The following is a 22,391-nucleotide window of genomic DNA, read 5'->3' as shown; positions in this document are numbered from 1 at the left end:
CCACGGCTCGCGCCGCCGGGCGCGGCGCTGCCCGCCGCGCGCCGGGCGGCGGCGTTGCTGGCCGAGGCCGGGCCGGCCGAGGTCACGACGGGCGAGGTGGCCGTGGCGGGTGGCTACAGCAGGTTCGTGCTCTACCGGGCCTTCCAGGCCGCGTACGGCATGCCGCCCAGCGACTACCAGCGGCAGCTGCGGCTCCGCGCCGCCCGCCGGCTGCTGGCCGGCGGGGTGCCGCCGGCCACGGCGGCGGCCGAGGCCGGCTTCGCCGACCAGAGCCACCTGCACCGCTGGTTCGTCCGCTGCTACGGCGTCACGCCGGCGCGCTACCAGCGCGCGACCACCGTGTGAGGGACGGCGCCCCGCGCGCTACAGCACCTTGGACAGGAAGGCCCGCGTGCGCGGGTGCTTCGGGTCGTTCAGCACCTCGCGGGGGTGCCCGGACTCCACGACCGCGCCGTCGTCCATGAAGACCAGCGAGTCGCCGACCTCCCGGGCGAAGCCCATCTCGTGGGTGACCACGATCATCGTCATGCCGTCCTCGGCGAGCCCCCGCATCACGTCGAGCACCTCGCCGACCAGCTCCGGGTCGAGCGCCGAGGTCGGCTCGTCGAACAGCATCAGCTTGGGGTCCATCGCCAGCGCCCTGGCGATCGCCACCCGCTGCTGCTGGCCGCCGGAGAGCTGCGCCGGGTAGTTGTCCATCCGGTCCGCGAGGCCCACCCGGGCCAGCAGCGCCTCGGCGCGCTCCCTGGCCTCGGCCCGCCGCACGCCCTTGACCTGGACCGGCGCCTCCATCACGTTCTCGGCGGCGGTCATGTGCGGGAAGAGGTTGAAGCGCTGGAACACCATGCCGATGTCCCGCCGCTGCTCGGCGACCTCCCGCTCCCGCATCTCGTAGAGCGTATCGCCGCGCTGCCGGTAGCCCACCAGCCGGCCGTCGACGTAGAGCCGGCCCGCGTCGATCTTCTCCAGGTGGTTGATGCAGCGCAGGAACGTGGACTTGCCGGAGCCCGAGGGGCCCACCAGGCAGAACACCTCGCCGGCCCGCACCTCCAGGTCGATCCCGCGCAACACCCGTACCGGGCCGAACGACTTGTGGACCCGCTCGGCCCGCACCATCGGCTCCGCCGAACGGGTCGGCTCCGCCGGACGCGCCGGTTCCTTCGACAGGCTCATACGCTCGTCCCTCCCACCTGGCTCGGGCTGCGCAGCGAGACGAGCTGCGCCCGCACCCGCTGCATCGGCGTGTCCGGCAACGGTCGGTTGGAGCCGCGGGCGTAGTGCCGCTCCAGGTAGTACTGGCCGATGCTGAACACCGTGGTCAGCAGGAGGTACCAGACGGTCACCACGATCAGCATCTCCATCACCGCCAGGTTGCGGGCGCTGATGGTGGTGCCGGCGCGGAACAGTTCGTCGTACTGGATCGCGTAGACCAGCGACGACGTCTTGAGCATGTTGATGAACTCGTTGCCGGTCGGCGGGATGATCACCCGCATCGCCTGCGGCAGCACGATCCGCCGGGTGGTCTTGGCGCTGCTCATGCCGAGCGCGTGCGCCGCCTCCGTCTGCCCCTCGTCGACGGAGAGGATCCCGGCCCTGGCGATCTCGGCCATGTAGGCGGCCTCGTTGAGGCCGAGCCCGAGCAGGGCCGCGAGGAACGGCGTCATCACGTCGTTCATCTCGTTCTTGTAGATCGGCCCCAGGTTCACGGTGTCGAAGACGAACGACAGGTTGTACCAGAGGAAGAGCTGCACCAGCACGGGCGTGCCGCGGAAGAACCAGATGTAGCCCCACGCGACGCTGGAGAGCACCGGATTCCTCGACAGCCGCATCACCGCCAGCACGACACCGAGCACCACGCCGAGCAGCATGGAGAGCAGGGTGATCCACAGCGTCTTGACGGCACCCTCGACGATGGTGTCGTAGTCCAGGTAGTCGCCGACCACACCCCAGTTGATGTCCGCGCCGGCGAACGCCCAGACCAGCATGGCGAGTACCGCCAGCACGAAGGCGGCACCCACCCAACGGCCGTAGTGGCGCACCGGAACGGCCTTGATCGGCACCGGGAGTTCGTCCCCCGGCCGGGGGCCCTCGCCCTTCGTGACGGGCGCCGGTTCCACCGGCTCCGCCGACTCGGTCGCTTCAGCCACGGTCGCCGCCTACTCGCCGGCGTTGACGGTGGCTTCTTCGATGGCGCCGCTCTCCGCGTTCCACTCGGTGAGGATGTCGGCGTAGGTGCCGTCGTCGATGATCTGCTGGACGGCGGCCTGGAGGGCGTCGCGCAGCTCGGTGTCGGACTTGTTGACCGCGATGCCGTAGGGGGCGGCGTCGATCTGGTCGCCGACCACCTCGAACAGCTCGCCGCCGCCGGCGTTCAGCTCGTTGTAGAGCGCCACCGGGAAGTCGGTGATCGCCGCGTCGGCGCGGCCGCTCTGCAGCGCGGTGATGGTGTCGGTGTCGACCTCGCTGATGATCGGGTCGATCGGCGCGTCGCACTGCTCCTGCTGGGCCTCGATCACGGCCTCGTTGGCCGTGCCCTGCTGGGCGGCGACGGTGAGCCCGCACAGGTCGTCGAGGGAGGCGATGCCCTCGGGGTTGCCGGCCGCGACGAGGATCGCGGAGCCGGCCTGGAAGTAGTTGACGAAGTCGGCGCCGCCCTCGGCGTCCTCGCTGACGCCGGCCTGCCGGTCGGCGGTGTCGGTCATGGCCGACATGATGATGTCGTGCCGGCCGTTGTTCATGCCGAGGATCAGGCCGTCGAAGGTGCCGTTCTCGAACCGGAGCTCCACGCCCAGCGCCTCGCCGAGCGCCGCGGCTATGTCCGGGTCGATGCCGGCGACCTCGTCGTTCTCGTCGTAGAACTCGATGGGCGCGTAGGCGATGTCGGAACCGACGTTGATCACGCCCGCCTGCTGGATGTCCTCGGGCAGCAGGTCGAAGAGGGGCGCCTCGGAGCCGGTGTCCTGGGTCTCACCACCGTTGTCGCCACCGCCGCTTCCGCCGTCGTCGGTCTGGTCGCCGCACGCGGCGAGCAACAGCGCGCCGGCGGCGACGAGGGCGCCGATCGCGGCGCGGCGTCGGGGACGACGGACGAGGTTGGCGCTCATGGCGTTGGTCCTCCAGGGGTCGCGGAGTATCCGAGGGGGCCGGGCACACGTCTTCGGGTGACACGACGGGGCTGGTGATGTGATGGAGGGCATCCTGTCACTCCGGCCGTGGGATGCGGCCGCCGCGAACGTCAAGATCGGATAACGGACACGTCGTACCGGTTACCGGGAGTGATGAACTCCCGGGCACCTTCACCTCCTTGGCGCACTCCGCGCGCCGGTGAGAGATGCGTCACGCCCCCGTGGCCGCCGAGACGGGCGGGTAGCCCCTCTTTGTGCCCTGGCCGCATGCTTTGCCTGCCACCCTCTCCTGTCAAGAGGATCACTCGTCAAAACGGTCGGGGTCGGTCTGGTGGCGGATTGCGCTCGTGCCCCGAGTGCTTGATCAGGTAGAACCAAGCGATACACCCCTCACCCGGGGACCTGGGCGCGTGTGCGGCGCGTCCGGCGTCCGCTCAGCCACCCCCGCGGACGTGGTGCCCGCCCGCTCCCCGATCGGGGAGCGGCCACCCTCGAATCAGCGACGCAGTAAAGGGGTAAGACCAGTGGCTTCGGAGACCGTCAATCCAAGCGACGACAAGCTCACGGACCCGCGGCTCGACGACGGGCTCGACGACGGGCTCGACCCGGTGTTCGCTCTCCACCGCGGCGGCAAGATGGCCGTCACGGCCACGGTGCCGGTGCGCGACCGCGACGACCTGTCGCTCGCCTACACGCCCGGGGTCGCCCGGGTGTGCGCGGCGATCGCGGAGCGGCCCGAGCTGGTGCACGAGTACACCTGGAAGTCCCAGGTGGTCGCCGTCGTCACGGACGGCAGCGCGGTGCTCGGCCTCGGCAACATCGGCCCTGAGGCGTCACTTCCGGTGATGGAGGGCAAGGCGATCCTCTTCAAGCAGTTCGGCGACGTGGACGCGGTGCCGATCGCGCTCGACTGCCGGGACCCCGACGAGATCGTGGAGACGGTGGCCAGGCTCGCCCCGTCGTTCGGCGGCATCAACCTGGAGGACATCGCGGCGCCGCGCTGCTTCGAGATCGAGCGGAAGCTCCAGGAGCGGCTCGACATCCCGGTCTTCCACGACGACCAGCACGGCACGGCCGTGGTGACGCTGGCCGCCCTGCGGAACGCGGCACGGCTGACCGGCCGGGCGCTCGCCGACCTGCGGGTGGTGATCTCCGGCGCCGGCGCGGCCGGGGTGGCCATCGCCAAGATCCTGCTCGGCGCCGGCATCGGCGACGTGGTGGTCTGCGACCGCCGCGGCATCGTCTCCGCGGACCGCGACGATCTGACGTCGGTGAAGCGGGAGTTGGCCGAGCTGACCAACGGCACCGGGCTCACCGGCTCCCTGGAGACGGCGCTGACCGGCGCCGACGTCTTCGTCGGCGTCAGCGGCGGCACGGTCCCCGAGCCGGCGGTGGCGAAGATGGCGCCCGGCGCGTTCATCTTCGCGATGGCCAACCCGGACCCGGAGATCCACCCCGAGGTCGCCGCCCGCTACGCGTCGGTGGTCGCGACGGGGCGCAGCGACTTCCCGAACCAGATCAACAACGTGCTGGCCTTCCCCGGCATCTTCGCGGGCGCGCTGCGGGTGGGCGCGACGCGGATCACCGAGTCCATGAAGCTGGCCGCCGCGGAGGCGCTGGCCGCGGTCGTCGCGGACGAACTCTCCGCCGACCACGTCATCCCCTCCCCCTTCGACCCCCGCGTCGCCCCCGCCGTCTCGGCGGCGGTCGCGGAGGCGGCCCAGAAGGAAGCCATCACGAGGTAACGCCTGCCGGCGCCGGCGCCACCTGCCGGCGCCACCGGCTCGAAGGGCCCTCCGCCCGCCGCCCGTCCTGACGGCGGAGGGCCCTCGGTAGGCGCCTTGGCGTCCGCTCGCCAGCTGTCCCGGCCGGCAGGACGCCGGGAGCCCCGCTCCGCCAGCCGGGCACCGTCCGGGGAGCCTGCGGACGGCGCGCATGGAGACATGCCCCGCCTCGCCGCGGCGGTACCCGGCCGGCAGGACGGCGGCAGCTGCCGCCGTCGGTCAAGCCGCCGGTAGGCCGGGCCGTCCGCCTGCCCGGCGGGCCGGCGGCTGGGCCGTCACCCGCGCCGCACGGTCGGCACCGAAACGTCCCGGGCCGCTGCCCCGCAGCCGTGTGCCGTCCGGTCCCGGACCCCAACGGCCGCCGCGCGGCCTGGGCGGGCGCCCCCGGCGTCACGGCATCCGGCCCAGAGGGCCGACGACCGCCCCGCCAGGGCGGGACCGGCCGGCAGGCCGGATCGGCCGCAAGCCGCCGGCGGGCCGCCCGTCCGCCGGGACAGCGGAAGGTCCGGGCCGCGGGCGGCAGATGGGCCGCCACCCACCCGCCCCGCCACGAAAGCCCGGGCCGGCCAGGCCACGACCGGCCGGACCCTAGTGGAGGGCCAGGATGACCGCGTCGGTGAGGGAGCTCCAGGCGGTCCGTACCTCCGTGAAGCCCGCGTCGCGCAGCGACGAGACATGCCACGTGGCCGGGCGGATTCCCTCTTCCGAGTGGTCGCCCGCGGCGTGCGTCTCGTCGGCCGGGTTGCCGTGGATCGCGAACCGCGCCCTCGCGGCCTCGGCCAGTTCGGGCGCGGCCGCCGCCGCGGCCCACCAGGCCGCCCAGTCCTGGGCGCCCTCGGCGCGCTCGCCCGCCTGCCTGGTCTCCGTGAGGGCCCGCTCGGCCGCGTTGATCCGCGGTGTCGACGGGTCGGGCATGTGGTCCGCGTTGAGCAGCACGCCGCCTGGCCTGACGAGGCCGAAGAGGCGGCCGTACAGGTCGCGCAGCGCGTCCGGCCTGAGCCAGTGGAGCGCGGTCGCGGTGAGCACCGCGTCGTAGGAGTCGTACGGCAGCAGCGCGGGCCACTCCGGGTCCGTCAGGTCGGCCGTGACGAAGCTCGTCCGCTCGTCGCCGGCGAAGTGGCCGCGGGCGATGGTCAGCAGCGCCGGGTCGAGGTCGACGCCCGTCGTCACCGCGTCGGGGAAGCGCCGCAGCAGCCTGGCCGTGATGGTGCCGGTGCCGCAGGCCAGGTCGAGGACGCGGGGTCGGTCGCCCACCAGCGCCTCGACGGCGTCCAGCATCACCCGGAAGCGCTCCTCGCGGTCCGGCAGGTAGTACTCCTGCTGCCGGTCCCAACTGTCCTGCCACGCCTGCCAGTCCGCCATGCGAACCCTTCCCGGGACGATTCAAGGTAATAGTTGGTCTCGAACCTTACCCCTTACCGGTACCCTGTGAACCCGAGGCCGCCCGCGGTAAGGAACGCCATTGGAACTGACCTATTACTCGGATTTCGCCGTCCGGCTGGTGAACACCGAGGAGCCGCTGCGCGGCACCGACACCCTCACCTCGGTCGAGGCCGTGCGCGCCCTCTTCGGCGGCCACCGGCACGCGGCCCGCCGGGTGGGGGACGCGGACGTGACCCGGCTGCGCGGCGTGCGCGGCAGGCTGCGCGCCGTCTTCACCGCGGCCGCGGCCGGCGACGAGGCGCAGGCCGTCGACCTGCTGAACGCGCTGCTGCTCGAGTATCCGGCCAGCCCGCAGATCTCGGGGCACGACGAACTCACCGTCTCCGGCCGCCCCAACTGGCATCTGCACCTGGCGGAGCACCCGTCCAACGCCACCGCCGGCTACGCCGCGATCGCCTGCATGGGGCTGGCGTTCCAGCTCACCGACCTCGGCGTCGACCGGCTCGGCGTCTGCGAGGCCGCGCCCTGCCGCAACGCCTATATCGACACGTCGACAAACCGCTCCAAGCGCTACTGCTCGGACCGCTGCGCCACCCGGGCCAACGTCGCCGCCTACCGCGCCCGCAGGCGCCGCGAGCGGGCCCGGAGCGGCCGCACCGAGGACGGCAGCCAGCCGAGCACCGACACCGCGGAACGCTGATGCCGCAGCGGCGGGCGCAGCCGCAGCACCGCGCGCGCCACCACGAGGCCGTCGGGCACCACGCCGAACTCCCGACTGTCGTTGGTGACAAGCGGGTTGTCCCCGACGACCCACCAGCCGCCGCTCCGCCGCTCCGCCGCGCGCTTGACGATCAGCAGGTCGTGCTGGAAGGGGTGCCGCACCACGACCACGTCCCCCGGCCGCACCCGGGCCCCGTACCCCAGCAGCAGCTGGTCGCCGGGGCGCAGGGTGGGCAGCATCGAGGGGTTGTAGACCTCGGCAAGCCCCAGCTTCATCGCGCACCACTCCTCCACCGTCATGGTCCGCCATCAGGCCCACTCCCGCATTGGACTTTTGGCCTAAGCCGGGCCGCACCGCCCGGCCCGCCCGGGAAAACCTGCCCTGCACGGAGTAATGTCGCCGGAGAGAAGACGATCACGAGGAAGGACAGCTCCATGCTCTCCCGCCTGTTCGCCCCGAAGGTGAAGGTCAGCGCCCACTGCGACCTCCCCTGCGGTGTCTACGACCCGGCCCAGGCCCGCATCGAGGCCGAGTCGGTCAAGGCCATCCAGGAGAAGTACCAGGCCAACGAGGACCCGCACTTCCGCGCCCGCGCCACCACCATCAAGGAGGAGCGGGCCGAGCTGGCCAAGCACCACATCTCGGTGCTCTGGAGCGACTACTTCAAGCCCCCGCACTTCGAGAAGTACCCGGAGCTGCACCAGCTGGTGAACGAGACGCTGAAGGCGCTCAGTGCCGCCAAGGGGTCCACCGACCCGGCCACCGGCCAGAAGGCGCTCGACTACATCGCCCAGGTCGACAAGATCTTCTGGGAGACCAAGAAGGCCTGACCGGTCGTACGAAGGCGCCCCGTTCCCGAAGGAACGGGGCGCTTTTCTATGCGCCGTTCGAGCTACGGTCGGGTGCCGACCTCGTCCACCACGGCCCGCTCCAGCACTGCCGAGGTGCCGAGGACCGTGCCGGCCTCGACCTCCGCTGTCCGCGGCCGGCCCCCGGGTTCCCGCAGGCCGCCCGGGACCCGCCTCGGTTGAGGCCGCTCGCCCGGTGCCCGAACCTGATCACACGGGCACCCGCCCGTGACCTGGCCAGACGGGACGGCGCAGCCATGGACGACTCGGAACCGACACCGCCGGCGGTCGCCAGCGCCGTGGTGGACGGCTCGGGGAAGGTCGTCTCCTGGGACGAAGGCGCGGAGGCGCTGCTCGGCCGCCCCGCCGAGGACGTGGTGGGCCGGCCGGCGGCCGAACTGCTCGCCGAGGACCCGCCGCCGGGCGCCGTCGAGTCGCTGGCCGGCCGCTCCCGCTGGAACGGTGCCCTGGCGTTGCGCCACGGCGCCGGCCACCAGGTGCGGGCCCACCTGATCGCCCACCGCAGGACGCCGGAGGAGGGCGGCGACGGCTGGCTGGTGGTCACCGCGCTGGCCGGCCGCGAACCGCGCCCCGGCGAGCGGGAGCTGGCCGAGCTCGCGTTCGAGCAGACGGCGGCCGCGATGGCCATCTACGACGAGGACCTGCGGCTGCGGCGCTGGAACGGCGAGATGGCGCGCGCCGTCGGGCTCACCGAGGACGAGGCGCGCGGGCTCCGGCTCTCCGAGATCGGCGGCAAGCCGCAGAGCCAGGACCTGGAGCGGTATCTGGCCCATGCCAGGGACACCGGCCGCCGCCAGGACCTCAACACCTTCCTGCGCACCGGCGGCGAGCGGCGGGAACACGCCTGGTCCGCCGCCTTCACCCCGCTCCGCGACCGGTCGGGGCGGCTGCGCGCCATCTGTCTGACCGCCACCGACACCACGGAGGAGTACGCGGCCAGGCAGCGGCTCGCCGTCCTCAACGACGCCGCGGCGCGCATCGGCAGCTCGCTCGACGTCACCCGAACGGCAGAGGAGCTGGCGGAGGTCTGCGTCCCGTTCCTGGCCGACCTCATCACCGTCGACCTGCTCGAGGAGCCGGTCGTCGGCCGCCCGACGGAGCCCTGGCACCAGACGATGCGCCGGGCCGCCCAGCGCTCGGTCCTGGCGGGCTGCCCCGAGGCGCTGGTGCTGACGGGCACGGTGACGAGCTACTCGGAGCACGCGCCGCAGTCCCACGCGCTGCGCGGCGGCCGCTCGCTGCGCTACGCCATCGACGACCCCGCGCTCGGCCCCTGGTTCGCCGAGCGCCCCGACCGGCTGGCCCGGGTACGCGGCTTCGGTATCCACTCGGTGATGCTGGCGCCGATCACCGCTCGCGGCATCACCCTGGGGGTGGCGATGTTCGCACGGCACCGGCGCCCCGAGCCGTTCGTCCACGACGACGTGCTGCTGGCCGAGGAGATCGCTGCCAGGGCCGCCGTCTGCGTGGACAACGCCCGCCGCTACACCCGGGAGCGCGAGGTGGCGCTGACGCTGCAACGCAACCTGCTGCCCCGGGTGTTGCCGAAGCCGACCGCGGTGGCCACCGCCTCCCGCTACCAGCCGGCGGGGCCGCACGCGGGGGTGGGCGGCGACTGGTTCGACGTCATCCCGCTCTCCGGCGCCCGGGTGGCGCTGGTGGTGGGCGACGTCGTCGGGCACGGGGTCCAGGCGTCGGCCACCATGGGCCGGCTGCGCACGGCGGTCCGCACGCTGGCGGACGTCGACCTGCCGCCCGACGAACTGCTCACCCACCTCGACGACCTGGTGGTCAGGCTCGCCATGGAGACCGGCGACCTCGAGGCGGGCGGCGACGTCGGCGCGACCTGTCTCTACGCGGTCTACGACCCGGTGTCGCGGGTCTGCCAGCTGGCCAGGGCCGGGCACCCGCCGCCGGTGCTGCTCCCGCCCGGCGGGGAGCCCGAGGTGCTGCGGGTGCCGGCGGGGCCGCCGCTCGGGGTGGGCGGCCTGCCGTTCGAGGCGGTGGAGCGCGAGTTGCCCGAGCACAGCCTGCTGGCGCTCTGCACGGACGGCCTGTTGGAGAGCCGCGAGCGGGACATCGACACGGGGTTCGCGCTGCTGCGCGACGTGCTCGACGGCCACCGGAGGGATCCGCTCGAATCGCTCTGCGACACGGTGCTCGACGCGCTGCTCCCGACGGGCGGCGCGCTGGACGACGTGGCGCTGCTGGTGGCCCGCACCCGCGCGCTCGGCGCGGACCAGACGGCGTACTGGGACGTGCCGGCCATCCCGGCCTCGGTCGGCGAGGTGCGGGGGCGGGTGCGGCAGCGGCTCGAGGACTGGGGGTTGGACGAGGCGGAGATCCTGACCAGCGAGCTGATCACCAGCGAGCTGGTCACCAACGCGATCCGGCACGCGAGCCCGCCGATCCGGCTGCGGTTGATCCTGGACAAGGCGCTGATCTGCGAGGTCTGCGACGCCAGCAGCACGGCCCCGCACCTGCGCCGCGCCCGCTCGCTCGACGAGACGGGGCGCGGCCTGATGCTGGTCGCCCAGCTCGCCCGGCGCTGGGGCAGCCGCCACACGCCGAACGGCAAGATCATCTGGGCCGAACTGCCGCTGCCCGACTCGGCGTCGGAGTCGGTCGCGGACTCGGTTTCGGTGCCGTCGCTCGGTTGAGGCCCCGGCGCTCACGGGGCTGACAGCGCGTCGAGCGGCGGCGCGGGGCGGCGGGCGGCGTCGTGCAGGACGGCGAGCCGCTGGGTGGGGCGGGTCAGGGCGACGTAGAGGTCGTTCAGGCCGCGTGGCGACTCGGCGACGATGCCGTCGGGGTCGACGACGATCACCGTGTCGTACTCGAGCCCCTTGGCCGACCTCGGGTCCAGCACGTCGACGCGGTCCCGCGCCGCCTCGCCCACCGTCGCGCCGAGCGCGGCGAGCCGCCAGGTGGGCGCGATCACCGCGAGCCGGCCGGCGCCGACGCCGGCCCGCGCGCGGGCCGCCAACCCGGCCGCGGCGAGTGCCAGTTCGTCCGCCGGCACGGGCGCCCGCCAGGGCGCGACGCCGGCGGCCCGCACGGCGCGCGGCGCGGTCCGGCCGGCGTCGATGCGGCGCAGCACCGCGGCGGCCAGCTCGGCGATCTCGGCCGGCAGGCGGTAGTTGACGGTCAGCTCGGCGAGCCGGAAGCGGTTCCCGAGGTGTGGGCCGAGCATCCGCTCCCAGGAGGGGGCGCCGCCCAGCTCGCCGGTCTGGGCGATGTCGCCGACGATCGTCATGGACCGGGCAGGGCAGCGCCGCATCAGCAACCGCCAGGCCATCGGGGAGAGTTCCTGGGCCTCGTCCACCACGACGTGGCCGAAGGCCCAGGTGCGGTCGGCGGCGGCCCGTTCCGCCGGGCTGCGGTGGTCGGCCTCCTGGTACCGCCCGGCCAGCGCCTCGGCGTCCAACAGGTCACGGGCCGTGAGGAGTTCGGACACCTCGCCGTCGTCGAAGTCGGTGGAGCGCGAACCGTGGGCCACGTCCAGGGCCTCCTGGGCGAGGACCAGCCGTTCCTCGTGCTCGGCCGCGGCGGCGGCGCGCTCCGCGCGGTCGTCGACGCCGAGCAGCTCGGCGGCCTCGTCGAGCAGCGGCACGTCGGCCGGGCTCCAGCCGCGGTGCGCGCCGCGGAGCAGCGCGGCGCGCTCGGCCGGGGTGAGGTCGGGCGCGGCGGCGGCCAGCCGGCGGGGCGAGGCGTAGAGCTCGGCGAGCAGCCGCCGGGGCGTGAGGAGCGGCCACATCGCCTCGGCGGCGGCCATGACGTCGGGGTTGGCCCGGAGTTCGGCGGTGATGATCTCCAGGTCGGCCTCGCCTAGCAGGGAACCGCCGGAGAGCGGGTCGGTGCCGTAGCGGGCGACGGCGGCGCGGGCCAGCTCCTCGATCAGCAGGCGCCTGAAGTGCGGGCGGGCCTCGTTGTGCGGGAGGTCGGTCTCCCGGGCCAGGGCGCGGACCCGCAGGCAGGTCGCGCGGTCCAGGGAGACGGTCTCGCCCTCGTGCTCGATCGCGAGGTGGCCGCCCTCGTCGGGGACGCGCTGCCGGTCGCGGACGGCGGCGGCGATCACCTCGGCCATGGCGAGCCGGCCCTTCAGCTCGGCCGTCTCCGGCGGCTCGGCGAGGTCGGCGCGCACGCCGGGGAAGAGCTCGCCGACGGTGGCGAGCAGCACCCCGGTCTCGCCGAGCGAGGGCAGGACGTCGCCGATGTAGCGCAGGAAGGTGGCGTTGGGGCCGACGACCAACACGACGCTCCTGGCGAGCCGTTCGCGGCGGGTGTAGAGGAGGTAGGCGGCGCGGTGCAGGGCGACGGCGGTCTTCCCGGTGCCGGGACCGCCCTGGACGACGAGGACGCCCGCGTGGTGGGCGCGGATGATCTCGTCCTGTTCGGCCTGGATGGTGGCCACGATGTCGGCCATCCGGCCCGTCCTGGCGGCGTTGAGCGCGTCGAACAGGGCCGAGTCGCCGGTGAGTTCGGCCGCGCCGTGGTCGAACTCCTCGTCCCGCACCCCGGTGACCGTCCGGCCCTCGGTCCTGATGTGCCGCCGGCGTCTGACGTTCTCCGTGGAGACGGCGGTGGCGACATAGAACGGGCGGGCGGCGGGGGCGCGCCAGTCGATCAACAGCGGCTCGTAGTCGACGGTGTCGTCGAGGATTCCGATGCGGCCGATATGCCGGCGCTCGCCGTCGCGCATATCGAGCCGGCCGAAGCAGAGGCCGTTCTCGACGGAGTCGAGCCTGGCGACCCGACCGGCCAACTCGGCCGCCGCGACGTCCCGTTCGGCGAGGCCCTGGTGGCCGAGGCCGGTGCTGGCCAGGACCTGGTCGAGGCGGCCCCTGGTCTCGCCGCGCAGGGCGTCGAGCCGACCGTAGAGTTGGGTCAGGTATTCCTGTTCCTGGTCGCCGATTTCGCCGCTTGACATTCCCGACTCCACCTCGCTAGAATTTCCCCTGGATGGCTACGCATTGATATCGTTTCGAGCGTGCCAAACCAAGAAATATAGCGGGGAATTCCGACCGCCGCCAGCGAGCGGCGGTTTTTTTCTGTCACCGCTTTTCACCCCCGCCGCCGATCACCCCTCCGCACCACCCGGCACCGCCGCCAGGCGGGCACAGAGTTCGAGCACGGCGGCCCGGTTCCCCTCGTCCAGCACGCTCCTCGGCCAACGGGCCCGCCTTCCTTCGCTGTTGACGTAGACGCCGGTGACTCCCGCCAGCTCGGGGTCGCTGGCCAGCCGCACGCTCGACCTGGCCGGCCGGGCCAGGTCGCCGAGCAGCACGGGGCCGAGGAGCCTGATCAGCGGGGCCAACGGCCGGTAGGCGTAGGGGAACGCGCGGGCCGGGGTGGCCCGGTTGCCCGGCGTGTAGGCGTGGCCCGGGTAGGCCACGTTCACCGTGACGCCGTCGTCGGCCCACTCCTCCGCGAGGGCGAGGCTCATGGCCATCAGCGCGGTCTTGGTGTGGTTGTAGTGGCTGAACGTCCAGCCGCGGTAGCGCCGTTCGCCCTGCAGGTTGGCCGGGTCGATCGGCCCGTCGGGGAGGCCGCCGGTGACGTTGACCACGCGGGCCCCGCCGCCGGCGGCGGTGAGCGCCGGCAGCAGCCCGGTGGTGAGCACGTAGGGCGCCAGCACGTTGGCGGCGAAGGCGGTCTCCACGCCGTCCGCGGTGAGGGTGCGGTCCGCCGGGTTCGTCCCGAAGTTGTTGACCAGCACGTCGAGCCGGCCGTGCCGCTCGGTCACCTCGGCGGCCAGCCGGCGCACGTCCGCCAGCAGGGTCAGGTCGGCGGCGCACGCCGACACCGCCGGGTTGCCGGTGGCGCGCCCGATCTCGGCGGCCACCGCCTCGGCCCGGCCGCCGTCCCGCCCCACCACGACCACCCGGGCGCCGAGGGCGGCGAGCCCCCGGGCCGTCTCCCGGCCGATTCCGCCGGTGCTCCCCGTCACCAGGACCGTCCTGTCGCGCACGCCCATCACACTCCCCGAACTCTTCATGCGATGACTCGATTGTCACCGGGTGACATGTTAGCCACCGCGCCCCGACTCCCTAGACTCGGGGGATGCGGAGCGACGAGGAGGAGCCCGGTGGCCTGCGCGAACGCACCCGGCGCGCGGTCAGGGACGAGCTGGCCGGGCTGGCGCTCGACCTGTTCACGACCCGGGGCTACGAGGAGACGACCGTCGAGGACGTGGCGCGGGCGGCCGGCATGTCCAAGCGCAGCTTCTTCCGGTACTTCCCGACCAAGGAGGACGTGGTCTTCGGCGAGCTGGAGCTGATGGCGGCGCGGATCGCGGAGGAGATCCGCGCGCGCCCCGCCGACGAGCCGCCCTGGCGGAGCCTGACCACGGCGCTGGCCGGCTGGCAGGACCGGATCCACGCCGCCCAGCGCGAGCTGCCCGGGCTCCGGCTGATCGAGTCGTCCCCGGCGCTGCGCGCCCGACTCGCGCAGAAGCGGGACGAGTTGCGCGCGCTGGTCGCCGAGGCGCTGCGTACACGCCCCGGCGCGCGCCTCGACGCGTTCACCGCCGATCTGCTCACCGGCGCGGCCGCCACGGCGCTGGACGCCGCTGCGGACGAGTGGTTGCGCACCGGCGGGCAGGCCGACCGGGCCGCGCTGTTGGCGCGCGCCTTCGCGCTGCTGGAGCCCCCGGGCGCCGGCGGCGCTGTCGGTGGCACGTCCTAGGGTGGCGGGCATGGCACCACCCGAGGTTTCCCTGCCCCCCGCGACCCGCTCGATGACCCTGTTGGCCGCCGCCGTGCTGGTGCACGACCTGGCGGCGGAGCGCGTCGTGCTGCTCCAGCGCGGCCCGAAGGCCAAGTTCGCCCCCGGCCACTGGGATCTGCCGGTCGGCAAGAGCGATCCGGGAGAGCCGGTCACCGTCACCGCCGTCCGCGAGCTCAGGGAGGAGACGGATCTGGTGGTCGACCCGGCCGACCTGCGCCTGACCCACGTGGTGCACGGCGCCCACGGCGTCGAGTCGCCCAACGGTTTCGTCACGGTGATCTTCACGGCCCACCGGTGGAGCGGCACCCTGCGGAACCTGGAGCCGGAGAAGCACTCCCGGGTCGAGTGGGTGCCGGTCACCGCGATACCGGAGCCGCTGGTGTTCGGCGAGGAGCGGGTCATCCAGCGGTGCCTGTCGGGCGTCCCCGAGATCACCCTGCCCGGCTGGGCCTGACGGCACCGCGCCGCGGGCGCAGTACGATCAATGATCATGGCGCTGCCCCACCCCGCAACGCCGCGTCGTCGCCGAGGAATTGACGCCGCACCCCTGGCCACAGTAAGCACCTGATGCATTACGATGAGTAATACCGTCGAGGTGGTCGGGGTCCGCCGGCGCTGCTCACGGCAGGCGACAGCGTGCCGGGGATCGCGGTAGCGTCACAGGGCGTACCAGGGCATCCGGCAGGTGCCAGGGAGCGCTCAATAAGTGTGAGTCTCTGTGGAGGTGAGGGTGTCCCCAATCCCAGGTGAGCCCGGATCGCAGGACTTCGTGGAAGTCCGACTGCCGGCCGCCGGCGCCTATCTGTCGGTGCTGCGCACGGCCACGGCCGGCCTCGCGGCCCGGCTGGACTTCACCCTCGACGAGATCGAGGACCTGCGCATCGCGGTCGACGAGGCGTGCGCCATCCTGCTGCAACAGGCCAAGCCAGGCAGCGTCCTCGACTGCGTGTTCACGCTCGTGGGCGACGCGTTGCGGGTCACCGTCTCGGCGCCGACCACCGAGGGGCACGCGCCGGAGCGCGACACCTTCGCGTGGACGGTGCTGACCGCGCTGGCCGGCGAGGTCGAGTCGGCCGTCGGCGAGGACAAGACGGTCAGCATCAGCCTGCACAAGAAGCGCGGCGCCGCCCCCGGAGCGCCGTGACCGGCGATCGGGGCCCGTCACACGATGAGGGGGCCGAGGTGAACGAGGTGGAACAGACGGCGACCGCGCCAGCGGCCGCGATCCCCGGGCAGTCGGAGCCGGTGCGGCCGGCGCCGCGCCGCGTCGTGCCGGATCCGCACGACCGGACCGCCGCCCGCGAACTCTTCATCGAGCTGCGCGGTCTGCCCGAGGGGTCGGCGGAGCGCGCCGAGTTGCGCAACAGCCTGGTCAGGATGCACCTGCCGCTGGTGGAGCATCTCGCCAGGCGCTTCCGGAACCGCGGCGAGCCGCTCGACGACCTGACCCAGGTCGCCACCATCGGCCTGATCAAGTCCGTGGACCGGTTCGACCCCGAGCGCGGCGTCGAGTTCTCCACCTACGCCACACCCACCGTGGTCGGGGAGATCAAGCGGCACTTCCGCGACAAGGGCTGGGCGGTCCGGGTGCCGCGCCGGTTGCAGGAGCTCCGGCTCTCGCTCGGCCAGGCCACGGCCGAGCTCTCCCAGCAGCACGGCCGCGCGCCCACCGTGCACGAGCTGGCCCGCCGGCTGAACATCTCGGAAGAGGACGTGCTGGAGGGCCTGGAGTCGGCCAACGCGTACAGCACCCTCTCCCTCGACGTGCCGGACACCGACGACGAATCCCCCGCCGTCGCCGACACGTTGGGCGCCGAGGACGACGCGCTGGAGGGCGTGGAGTACCGGGAGTCCCTCAAGCCGCTGTTGGAGGAGCTGCCGCCGCGGGAGAAGAAGATCCTGCTGCTGCGGTTCTTCGGCAACATGACCCAGTCGCAGATCGCCCAGGAGGTCGGCATCTCCCAGATGCACGTCTCCCGGCTGCTGGCCAGAACCCTCGCCCAGCTCCGCGAGAAGCTGCTCGTCGAGGAGTAGGGGTGAGGGAGTAGGGGGCGGCGGCGCGTCGGGGCCGCCGGATCCGCCTAGCCGGCCCGCTCGGGCCCCGGCGGGCCGACGCCGAGGGCCGCGGTTGCGGTCGGGTTGACGAGGCAGCCGAGCACGGCCACCGCCGAGACCCCGAGCCCTGCCGCGGCCAGCGGCCACAGCCGGCCGCTGCCCAGCAGCGTGAAGGCCACCGGCAGCGCGAGCAGCTGCATCACCACCGCGGGGCCGCGGCTCCAGCGACGCAGCCGCCACAGCCCGTGACCGGCGGCCAGCGGCAGCACCGCGAGCGCCGACACCGTCAGCGCGCCGGTCACCGCCTGCGCCATGTCCGCCGGCTCGTCGAGCACCGCGAGCGCCAGCAGGACCACGCCGAGACCCGCGACCACCACGCCCTGCAGCCCGCACAGCAGCGCCGCGACGCTCACCGTGCGCGGCCGGTCGATCATCTCGGGGGCCGCTCCCCCACCGCCGTTCTCGCTCACCTGGCCAGGGTAGCGCCGGGCGCCGCCGCCCCCACCGCCCTGGCCTGGGTACTCTGCACTTCATGCGCGCACTTCTCGTGGTCAACCCGGTCGCCACCACCACCAGTGCGCGGACCCGTGACGTGCTGGCCCACGCCCTCGCCAGCGACCTCAAACTGGAGGTCGCCGCCACGGAGTACCGCGGTCACGCCAGGGAGCTCGCCCGCCAGGCGGCCGAGCAGGGCACCACGGACCTGGTGATCGCCCTCGGCGGAGACGGCACGGTCAACGAGGTGGTCAACGGGCTGCTGCACCACGGCCCCAACGGCGGCCGGCTGCCGAGCCTCGCCGTGGTCCCCGGCGGCTCGACCAACGTGTTCGCCAGGGCGCTCGGCCTGCCCAACGACGCGGTGGAGGCCACGGGCGCGCTGCTCGGCGCGCTGCGGGACGACAGCTCCCGGGAGATCGGCCTCGGCCTGGTCACCGGCACCCCCGGCTCGGCGGACGCCGAGATCCCCGCGCGCTGGTTCACCTTCTGCGCCGGCTTCGGCTTCGACGCCGGGGTGATCGGGCGCGTGGAGTCCCATCGGGAGCGTGGGAAGCGCTCCACGCACTCCCTCTATGTGCGGCAGGCGGTGCGGCACTTCACGGACGACCGGCAGCAGCGCCACCACGGCACGATCAGCCTGCTGCGGGACGGCCAAGCCCCGGTGGACGGGCTGGTGTTGACGATAGTGTGCAACACCGCGCCGTGGACCTTCTTCGGCAACCGACCGATCTACGCGGCGCCCCGGGCCTCCTTCGACACCGGGCTCGACCTCACGGCCGTTACCCGGCTGTCATCCGCCGCGCTGGCCCGTTTCACCACCCAGCTGCTGTCCTCGTCGCCGGAGCGCGGGATGAGCGGCAAGCATGTCGTGTCCCTGCACGATGAGACGAGCTTCACCTTGCAATCGCAGGCGCCACAGCCGTTTCAGCTTGATGGTGACCACCTGGGGCTGCGAACCAGTGTCTCGTTCACAGGCGTGCGCCGTGCACTGCGTGTGATTGTGTGAGCAGAACGGCGGAAAGTCCTTGCACTCGAACGTTTAGCGCAGACCCCACCCGAGGGAAGTAGGGCTGTGAGCAAGGCGACACCAAGGATTCAAAAAAAACTTTCCGGAAGGGGTTGTATCCGCCGCCGAGGTTTGCGAACCTCTTCATGGCGATCGGGACGGCCGAACCATCGGCACCTTGAGAGCCCGAACCCCCCTTCTCCGCCCAGCGGGATTGCAGACCTCCTCAGGTCGCCGTCAGAAGACCATCCGAGCAACCGGTCGTCTTTTGTCGGGGGATTCGTGAAAGCGTTCACATTCACAAGCAATGTAACTGCAACGTGCAGGAGATGGAGCAGACATGGACTGGCGTCACAGCGCCGTTTGCCGCGAGGAAGACCCCGAGCTGTTCTTCCCCATCGGCAACACCGGTCCTGCGCTGCTGCAGATCGAGGAAGCCAAGGCCGTCTGCCGCCGCTGCCCCGTCATGGAGCAGTGCCTGCAGTGGGCTCTGGAGTCCGGCCAGGACTCCGGTGTCTGGGGCGGCATGAGCGAGGACGAGCGCCGTGCGATGAAGCGCCGCGCCGCTCGCAACCGGGCGCGCAAGGCCACGGCCTGAGCACCGTCCGATGACCTGCTGACGGTCGCCCCCCTCTCGTGGCTGACGTCCCAGAAGTGGACGGCGCCGCCGGGAGAGCCCCCCACAGCTGCCCCGAGTCGCAGCACGCGTAGCACCCAGGGTGCGGATCGCGAACAAGCGTTGAGCCCCGATCCCGTGGCAACGGCCACGCCGGATCGGGGCTTTCGCTTGTCCGCACCATCGAGACCACATCTCCGGGGACCGCACCGCCGGTCACACCTGTGACCGTGCCTTCGCCTGGCCTTCGCCCAACTCCCGCCCGGTGTCCGTGCGGTCAGCGCTTGTGCTGCTCCAGCGGGATGTCGAGCACCACCCGGGTGCCGCTGGTGCCCTCGCCGACCGGCACCATGTCGAAGCGGCCGCCCAACTCCCCCTCCACCAGCGTCCGGACGATCTGCAGCCCGAGGTTGCCGCCGCTGCGCGGATCGAAGCCGGCCGGCAGGCCGCGCCCGTCGTCCTGCACGGTGACCAGCAGCCGGCCGCGCCCGCGCCTGACCTCGCCGCGGGTGGCGCCGACCTCGATGGTGCCCTGCTGGTCGGGGCCGAAGGCGTGCTCGAGCGCGTTCTGCAGCACCTCGGTCAGCACCATGGAGAGCGGCGTCGCGGTCTCGGCGTCGAGTATCCCGAACTTCCCGGCGCGGCGAGCCGACACCCGTCCGTCCGGGGAGAGTTCGGCGACCATGGCGATCACCCGGTCGGCGATCTCGTCGAACTCCACCCGCTCGTCCAGGTTCTGGGAGAGCGTCTCGTGGACGATGGCGATCGAGCCGACCCGGCGGACCGCCTCGTCGAGCGCGGCCTGGGCGCTGCTGTCGCCGGTGGCGCCGATCCGCCGGGACTGGAGCCGCAACAGGGCGGCCACCGTCTGCAGGTTGTTCTTCACCCGGTGATGGATCTCCCGGATGGTGGCGTCCTTGGTGATCAACTCCCGCTCGCGGCGCCGCAGCTCGGTCACGTCGCGGAGCAGGATCAGCGAACCGATGCGCTCCCCCTTGGGTTTGAGCGGGATGGCGCGCAGCTGGATCACGCAGTCGTTGCCCTCGATCTCGGCCTCCCGGGGGGCCCAGCCGCTGGCGAGCTTGACCAGCGACTCGTCGACCGCGCCCCGGGTGGGCGCGAGGTCGGCGGTGGTCGGCCCGAGCGGCAGCCCGACGAGGTCGGCGGCCAGGCCGAGCCGGTGGTAGGCGGAGAGCGCGTTGGGGCTCGCGTAGAGGACGACGCCCTCCGCGTCGAGCCGGATGAAGCCGTCGCCGACCCGGGGGGCCCGGTCCATGCCGACCTGCTGTCCGGGGAACGGGAAGCTGCCGGCGGCGATCATCTGGGCCAGGTCGGACGCGCTCTGCAGATAGGTGAGTTCGAGGCGGCTCGGGGTGCGCACGGTCAGCAGATTGGTGTTCCGCGCGATCACGCCGAGCACCCGGCCCTCCCGGCGCACCGGGATGGACTCCACCCGCACCGGCACCTCCTCACGCCACTCCGGGTCGCCCTCGCGCACGATCCGGCCCTCGTCGAGGGCGACGTCGAGCAGCGGGCGGCGGCCGCGGGGCACCAGGTGGCCGACCATGTCGTCCTGGTAGGAGGTGGGGCCGGTGTTGGGCCGCATCTGGGCGACCGAGACGTAGCGGGTGCCGTCCCGGGTGGGCAGCCACAGGACCAGGTCCGCGAAGGACAGGTCCGAGAGCAGCTGCCACTCGGAGACCAGCAGGTGGAGCCACTCGAGGTCGCGCTCCCCGAGGTCGGTGTGCTGGCGGACGAGGTCGTTCATGGATGGCACACCGCGAGCTTACCGGGGGCGCACGCCGCGGTCGGGGCGGCGGCCATCCGGGAGCGCGCGCCGGTGGATGCGCTCAAGAAACGATGGCGCGCGGCGGGTGTGGGCAGGAAGTCCCTTCAGAGCATGGACACACGCGGCGGGCGCGGTTCAGAATGGGGGGACTCGACAATGAGGCTTCTGAGACTTCTGCCCTCCCCGCACAGGAGGGCAGAGCGAGGCCCCTGGCGCTCTCTGCCCTGACGGCGTCAACGGGCCCGTATCGCTCCGGGCTGCGGTGCCGAGAGGGTTGAGGGTCCCTCGCCGGCGCCGCGGCCCGCGGGTGTCTCAGGGCTCCCGCGCCCGTTCCGGTTCGACTTTCGGCTCGGCTTTCGGCTCGGTTTCCCGCTCGGCCGGCCAGCAGCCCATCGCGGCCTCGGCCACCGCCGTCAACTCCGCCCGGCTCGCGCCGTCCCGCGACTGCTGGCTCATGCCCTGCATCACGGCGCCGGCGAACCTGGCGAGCGCGGTCGCGTCGGTGGACTCGGGCAGCAGGCCGGCGTCGACGTCCTGGCGGACGCGCCGCTCGAAGGCGGCCACGTTGTGCTCGCGCATCACGCGCAACCCCTCGGCCACCTCCTCGGCGGACTCCGAGTAGGTCACGAGCGCTGAGATCACCAGGCAGCCGGTGGGCCTGCCGGGCTCCGTGTACTCGACGGCGGCCTCGCGCAGGGCACGGCCGATCGCCGCCCTGGCCGTGGGCTCCTCGACCATCGCGCGGCCGACGAACCCGCCGTACTGCCGGACGTAGGACTCGGTGGCCTCCTCGAAGAGCGTCTTCTTGTCGCCGAACGCCGCGTAGAGGCTGGGCGCGCCGATGCCCATCGCCCGGGTCAGGTCGGCCACCGAGGTGCCCTCGTAGCCGTGCTCCCAGAAGGCCCGCATGGCCCTCTCCAGGGCCGTCTCCCGATCGAAGGACCGTGGTCTGCCGCGCTGTCTCCCACTCACGGGGGAATTCTATAGCGATCGCTCGGGAATGGCTGCTAGGGTCACTTCTGTAGCGACCACTAGTTAATTCGGAGAGCGAGATGGGATCACTCAGCGGGAAGACGGCGCTGGTCACCGGCGGCAGCCGGGGCATCGGGCGGGCGATCGCCGAGCGGCTGGGGCGGGAGGGCGCCCGGGTCGCCGTCCACTTCGGGTCGAACGAGGTGGCGGCGAAGGAGGCGGTGGCGGCCGTGGAGGCCGCGGGCGGCAGCGCCTTCGCCATCCGGGCCGAGCTCGGCGAGCCGGGCGACGCGGAGGCGCTGTGGGCCGCGTTCGACGCCCATGCGGAAGGCGTCGACATCCTGGTCAACAACGCGGGGGTGGTCGAGGCGCGGGAGGGCTTCGCGGAGACCAGCCCCGCGGCGTTCGACCGGATGTTCGCGGTCAACGCGAGGGCGCCGTTCTTCGTGATCCAGCGCGGCCTCAGCCGGCTGCGGGACGGCGGCCGGATCATCAACGTGTCCACCGGGCTGACGCACCAGCCGGGTTCGATCCCCGGGCTCGTCGCCTACACGATGACGAAGAGCGCTCTCGACCAGCTCACCACGGTGCTGGCCAAGGAGCTCGGCCCGCGCGGCATCACGGTCAACGCGGTGGCCCCCGGCGCCATCGACACGGACATGAACGCGAGCTGGCTGCGGTCCAGCGCGGTGGCCCGCGAGGCCACGGCCCGGCAGTCGCCGCTCGGCCGGGTCGGGATGCCGGCCGATGTGGCGGACATCGCCGGCTTCCTGGCCTCGGGCGACAGCCGCTGGATCACCGGCCAGTGGATAGACGCCACGGGGGGCGCCCTGCTCTGACGCCC

At 72.9% G+C, this 22,391-nt stretch carries 22 protein-coding genes; 12 read left to right on the top strand and 10 right to left on the bottom strand.

Features of this window, described 5'->3' with window-relative positions; genetic code table 11:
- A partial coding sequence (locus ACYVPE_RS20525; RefSeq protein WP_461035108.1) for a helix-turn-helix transcriptional regulator occupies positions 1-345 on the top strand: 345 nt, incomplete at its 5' end.
- 18 nt (positions 346-363) lie between these two features.
- Here the strand turns inward: ACYVPE_RS20525 and ACYVPE_RS20520 are convergent.
- The 3 genes from ACYVPE_RS20520 to ACYVPE_RS20510 are packed head-to-tail and all read right to left on the bottom strand — an operon-like array spanning position 364 to position 3,104.
- The gene (locus ACYVPE_RS20520) at positions 364-1,116 is read right to left on the bottom strand and encodes an amino acid ABC transporter ATP-binding protein (RefSeq protein WP_461035114.1); all 753 of its coding nucleotides are present in this window, start codon (positions 1,114-1,116) and stop codon (positions 364-366) included.
- Between the two features lie 53 nt (positions 1,117-1,169).
- Positions 1,170-2,117 carry an amino acid ABC transporter permease gene (locus ACYVPE_RS20515; protein ID WP_461035113.1) on the bottom strand — a complete coding sequence of 316 codons (948 nt, stop codon included), beginning with the start codon at positions 2,115-2,117 and terminating at the stop codon, positions 1,170-1,172.
- A 39-nt stretch (positions 2,118-2,156) separates the two neighbouring features.
- Positions 2,157-3,104: an ABC transporter substrate-binding protein gene (locus ACYVPE_RS20510; RefSeq protein ID WP_461035107.1), complete on the bottom strand. Its 948-nt coding sequence runs from the start codon at positions 3,102-3,104 to the stop codon at positions 2,157-2,159.
- 545 nt (positions 3,105-3,649) lie between these two features.
- Here ACYVPE_RS20510 and ACYVPE_RS20505 point away from each other — a divergent pair.
- On the top strand, positions 3,650-4,870 hold the full coding sequence (locus ACYVPE_RS20505; protein WP_461035106.1) for an NAD(P)-dependent malic enzyme: 1,221 nt from the start codon (positions 3,650-3,652) through the stop codon (positions 4,868-4,870).
- 627 nt (positions 4,871-5,497) lie between these two features.
- Here ACYVPE_RS20505 and ACYVPE_RS20500 read toward each other — a convergent pair.
- Positions 5,498-6,271 (bottom strand): class I SAM-dependent methyltransferase, encoded by a 774-nt coding sequence (locus tag ACYVPE_RS20500; RefSeq protein ID WP_461035105.1) that lies wholly within the window; start codon positions 6,269-6,271, stop codon positions 5,498-5,500.
- Between the two features lie 100 nt (positions 6,272-6,371).
- On the opposite strand from ACYVPE_RS20500, the gene ACYVPE_RS20495 reads away from it, so the two are divergent.
- The gene (locus tag ACYVPE_RS20495) at positions 6,372-6,992 is read left to right on the top strand and encodes a CGNR zinc finger domain-containing protein (protein WP_461035104.1); all 621 of its coding nucleotides are present in this window, start codon (positions 6,372-6,374) and stop codon (positions 6,990-6,992) included.
- On the opposite strand, the gene sodX is transcribed toward ACYVPE_RS20495, so the two are convergent.
- The gene (gene sodX / locus ACYVPE_RS20490) at positions 6,905-7,288 is read right to left on the bottom strand and encodes a nickel-type superoxide dismutase maturation protease (protein ID WP_461035103.1); all 384 of its coding nucleotides are present in this window, start codon (positions 7,286-7,288) and stop codon (positions 6,905-6,907) included. The genes ACYVPE_RS20495 and sodX overlap by 88 nt on opposite strands.
- A gap of 159 nt (positions 7,289-7,447) precedes the next feature.
- On the opposite strand from sodX, the gene sodN reads away from it, so the two are divergent.
- Together sodN and ACYVPE_RS20480 are read left to right on the top strand one after the other, a co-directional pair.
- A complete protein-coding gene (sodN, locus tag ACYVPE_RS20485) occupies positions 7,448-7,843 on the top strand; it encodes a superoxide dismutase, Ni (protein WP_461035102.1) in 396 nt (131 codons plus the stop codon).
- Between the two features lie 275 nt (positions 7,844-8,118).
- A complete protein-coding gene (locus ACYVPE_RS20480) occupies positions 8,119-10,542 on the top strand; it encodes a SpoIIE family protein phosphatase (RefSeq protein ID WP_461035101.1) in 2,424 nt (807 codons plus the stop codon).
- Between the two features lie 11 nt (positions 10,543-10,553).
- Here the strand turns inward: ACYVPE_RS20480 and ACYVPE_RS20475 are convergent, their stop codons facing one another.
- Positions 10,554-12,812 carry a HelD family protein gene (locus ACYVPE_RS20475; protein ID WP_461035100.1) on the bottom strand — a complete coding sequence of 753 codons (2,259 nt, stop codon included), beginning with the start codon at positions 12,810-12,812 and terminating at the stop codon, positions 10,554-10,556.
- A gap of 150 nt (positions 12,813-12,962) precedes the next feature.
- Entirely contained in the window at positions 12,963-13,859 is an 897-nt protein-coding gene (locus ACYVPE_RS20470) for an SDR family NAD(P)-dependent oxidoreductase (protein ID WP_461035099.1), read from the bottom strand.
- 86 nt (positions 13,860-13,945) lie between these two features.
- Between ACYVPE_RS20470 and ACYVPE_RS20465 the strand changes: the two genes are divergently transcribed.
- The 4 genes from ACYVPE_RS20465 (at position 13,946) to ACYVPE_RS20450 (ending at position 16,645) form a co-directional block, all read left to right on the top strand.
- On the top strand, positions 13,946-14,569 hold the full coding sequence (locus ACYVPE_RS20465) for a TetR family transcriptional regulator (RefSeq protein ID WP_461035098.1): 624 nt from the start codon (positions 13,946-13,948) through the stop codon (positions 14,567-14,569).
- Positions 14,570-14,579: 10 nt separating this feature from the next.
- On the top strand, positions 14,580-15,065 hold the full coding sequence (locus ACYVPE_RS20460; RefSeq protein ID WP_461035097.1) for an NUDIX domain-containing protein: 486 nt from the start codon (positions 14,580-14,582) through the stop codon (positions 15,063-15,065).
- 276 nt (positions 15,066-15,341) lie between these two features.
- Entirely contained in the window at positions 15,342-15,755 is a 414-nt protein-coding gene (locus ACYVPE_RS20455) for an ATP-binding protein (protein WP_311598832.1), read from the top strand.
- Positions 15,644-16,645, top strand: coding sequence for an RNA polymerase sigma factor SigF (locus ACYVPE_RS20450; RefSeq protein WP_461035096.1), 1,002 nt, complete (start codon positions 15,644-15,646; stop codon positions 16,643-16,645). The genes ACYVPE_RS20455 and ACYVPE_RS20450 overlap by 112 nt, the downstream gene beginning before the upstream one ends.
- A 47-nt stretch (positions 16,646-16,692) precedes the next feature.
- On the opposite strand, the gene ACYVPE_RS20445 is transcribed toward ACYVPE_RS20450, so the two are convergent.
- Positions 16,693-17,136 (bottom strand): hypothetical protein, encoded by a 444-nt coding sequence (locus ACYVPE_RS20445; RefSeq protein ID WP_461035095.1) that lies wholly within the window; start codon positions 17,134-17,136, stop codon positions 16,693-16,695.
- A 62-nt stretch (positions 17,137-17,198) separates the two neighbouring features.
- On the opposite strand from ACYVPE_RS20445, the gene ACYVPE_RS20440 reads away from it, so the two are divergent.
- Positions 17,199-18,170 (top strand): diacylglycerol/lipid kinase family protein, encoded by a 972-nt coding sequence (locus ACYVPE_RS20440; RefSeq protein ID WP_461035094.1) that lies wholly within the window; start codon positions 17,199-17,201, stop codon positions 18,168-18,170.
- Between the two features lie 340 nt (positions 18,171-18,510).
- Positions 18,511-18,768: a WhiB family transcriptional regulator gene (locus ACYVPE_RS20435; protein ID WP_062206726.1), complete on the top strand. Its 258-nt coding sequence runs from the start codon at positions 18,511-18,513 to the stop codon at positions 18,766-18,768.
- Between the two features lie 295 nt (positions 18,769-19,063).
- Here ACYVPE_RS20435 and ACYVPE_RS20430 read toward each other — a convergent pair whose 3' ends face one another.
- The gene (locus ACYVPE_RS20430; RefSeq protein WP_461035093.1) at positions 19,064-20,563 is read right to left on the bottom strand and encodes a sensor histidine kinase; all 1,500 of its coding nucleotides are present in this window, start codon (positions 20,561-20,563) and stop codon (positions 19,064-19,066) included.
- Positions 20,564-20,887: 324 nt separating this feature from the next.
- Entirely contained in the window at positions 20,888-21,547 is a 660-nt protein-coding gene (locus ACYVPE_RS20425; RefSeq protein WP_461035092.1) for a TetR/AcrR family transcriptional regulator, read from the bottom strand.
- A gap of 80 nt (positions 21,548-21,627) precedes the next feature.
- Between ACYVPE_RS20425 and ACYVPE_RS20420 the strand changes: the two genes are divergently transcribed.
- Positions 21,628-22,386 carry an SDR family oxidoreductase gene (locus tag ACYVPE_RS20420; protein ID WP_461035091.1) on the top strand — a complete coding sequence of 253 codons (759 nt, stop codon included), beginning with the start codon at positions 21,628-21,630 and terminating at the stop codon, positions 22,384-22,386.
- Positions 22,387-22,391: the final 5 nt, after the last annotated feature.

This window comes from Streptomyces mayteni (genome assembly GCF_054783955.1).
This window is presented reverse-complemented; position numbering and strand designations above follow the sequence as displayed.

What these genes read in the sequence shown, in the direction of transcription:
- ACYVPE_RS20470 (WP_461035099.1), bottom strand. Translation starts at nt 13,859, where the DNA reads ATGGGCGTGCGCGACAGGACGGTCCTGGTGACGGGGAGCACCGGCGGA.
- sodX (WP_461035103.1), bottom strand. Translation starts at nt 7,288, where the DNA reads ATGAAGCTGGGGCTTGCCGAGGTCTACAACCCCTCGATGCTGCCCACC.
- ACYVPE_RS20520 (WP_461035114.1), bottom strand. Translation starts at nt 1,116, where the DNA reads ATGGTGCGGGCCGAGCGGGTCCACAAGTCGTTCGGCCCGGTACGGGTG.
- ACYVPE_RS20460 (WP_461035097.1), top strand. Translation starts at nt 14,580, where the DNA reads ATGGCACCACCCGAGGTTTCCCTGCCCCCCGCGACCCGCTCGATGACC.
- ACYVPE_RS20465 (WP_461035098.1), top strand. Translation starts at nt 13,946, where the DNA reads ATGCGGAGCGACGAGGAGGAGCCCGGTGGCCTGCGCGAACGCACCCGG.
- ACYVPE_RS20420 (WP_461035091.1), top strand. Translation starts at nt 21,628, where the DNA reads ATGGGATCACTCAGCGGGAAGACGGCGCTGGTCACCGGCGGCAGCCGG.
- ACYVPE_RS20510 (WP_461035107.1), bottom strand. Translation starts at nt 3,104, where the DNA reads ATGAGCGCCAACCTCGTCCGTCGTCCCCGACGCCGCGCCGCGATCGGC.
- sodN (WP_461035102.1), top strand. Translation starts at nt 7,448, where the DNA reads ATGCTCTCCCGCCTGTTCGCCCCGAAGGTGAAGGTCAGCGCCCACTGC.
- ACYVPE_RS20500 (WP_461035105.1), bottom strand. Translation starts at nt 6,271, where the DNA reads ATGGCGGACTGGCAGGCGTGGCAGGACAGTTGGGACCGGCAGCAGGAG.
- ACYVPE_RS20480 (WP_461035101.1), top strand. Translation starts at nt 8,119, where the DNA reads ATGGACGACTCGGAACCGACACCGCCGGCGGTCGCCAGCGCCGTGGTG.
- ACYVPE_RS20475 (WP_461035100.1), bottom strand. Translation starts at nt 12,812, where the DNA reads ATGTCAAGCGGCGAAATCGGCGACCAGGAACAGGAATACCTGACCCAA.
- ACYVPE_RS20440 (WP_461035094.1), top strand. Translation starts at nt 17,199, where the DNA reads ATGCGCGCACTTCTCGTGGTCAACCCGGTCGCCACCACCACCAGTGCG.
- ACYVPE_RS20435 (WP_062206726.1), top strand. Translation starts at nt 18,511, where the DNA reads ATGGACTGGCGTCACAGCGCCGTTTGCCGCGAGGAAGACCCCGAGCTG.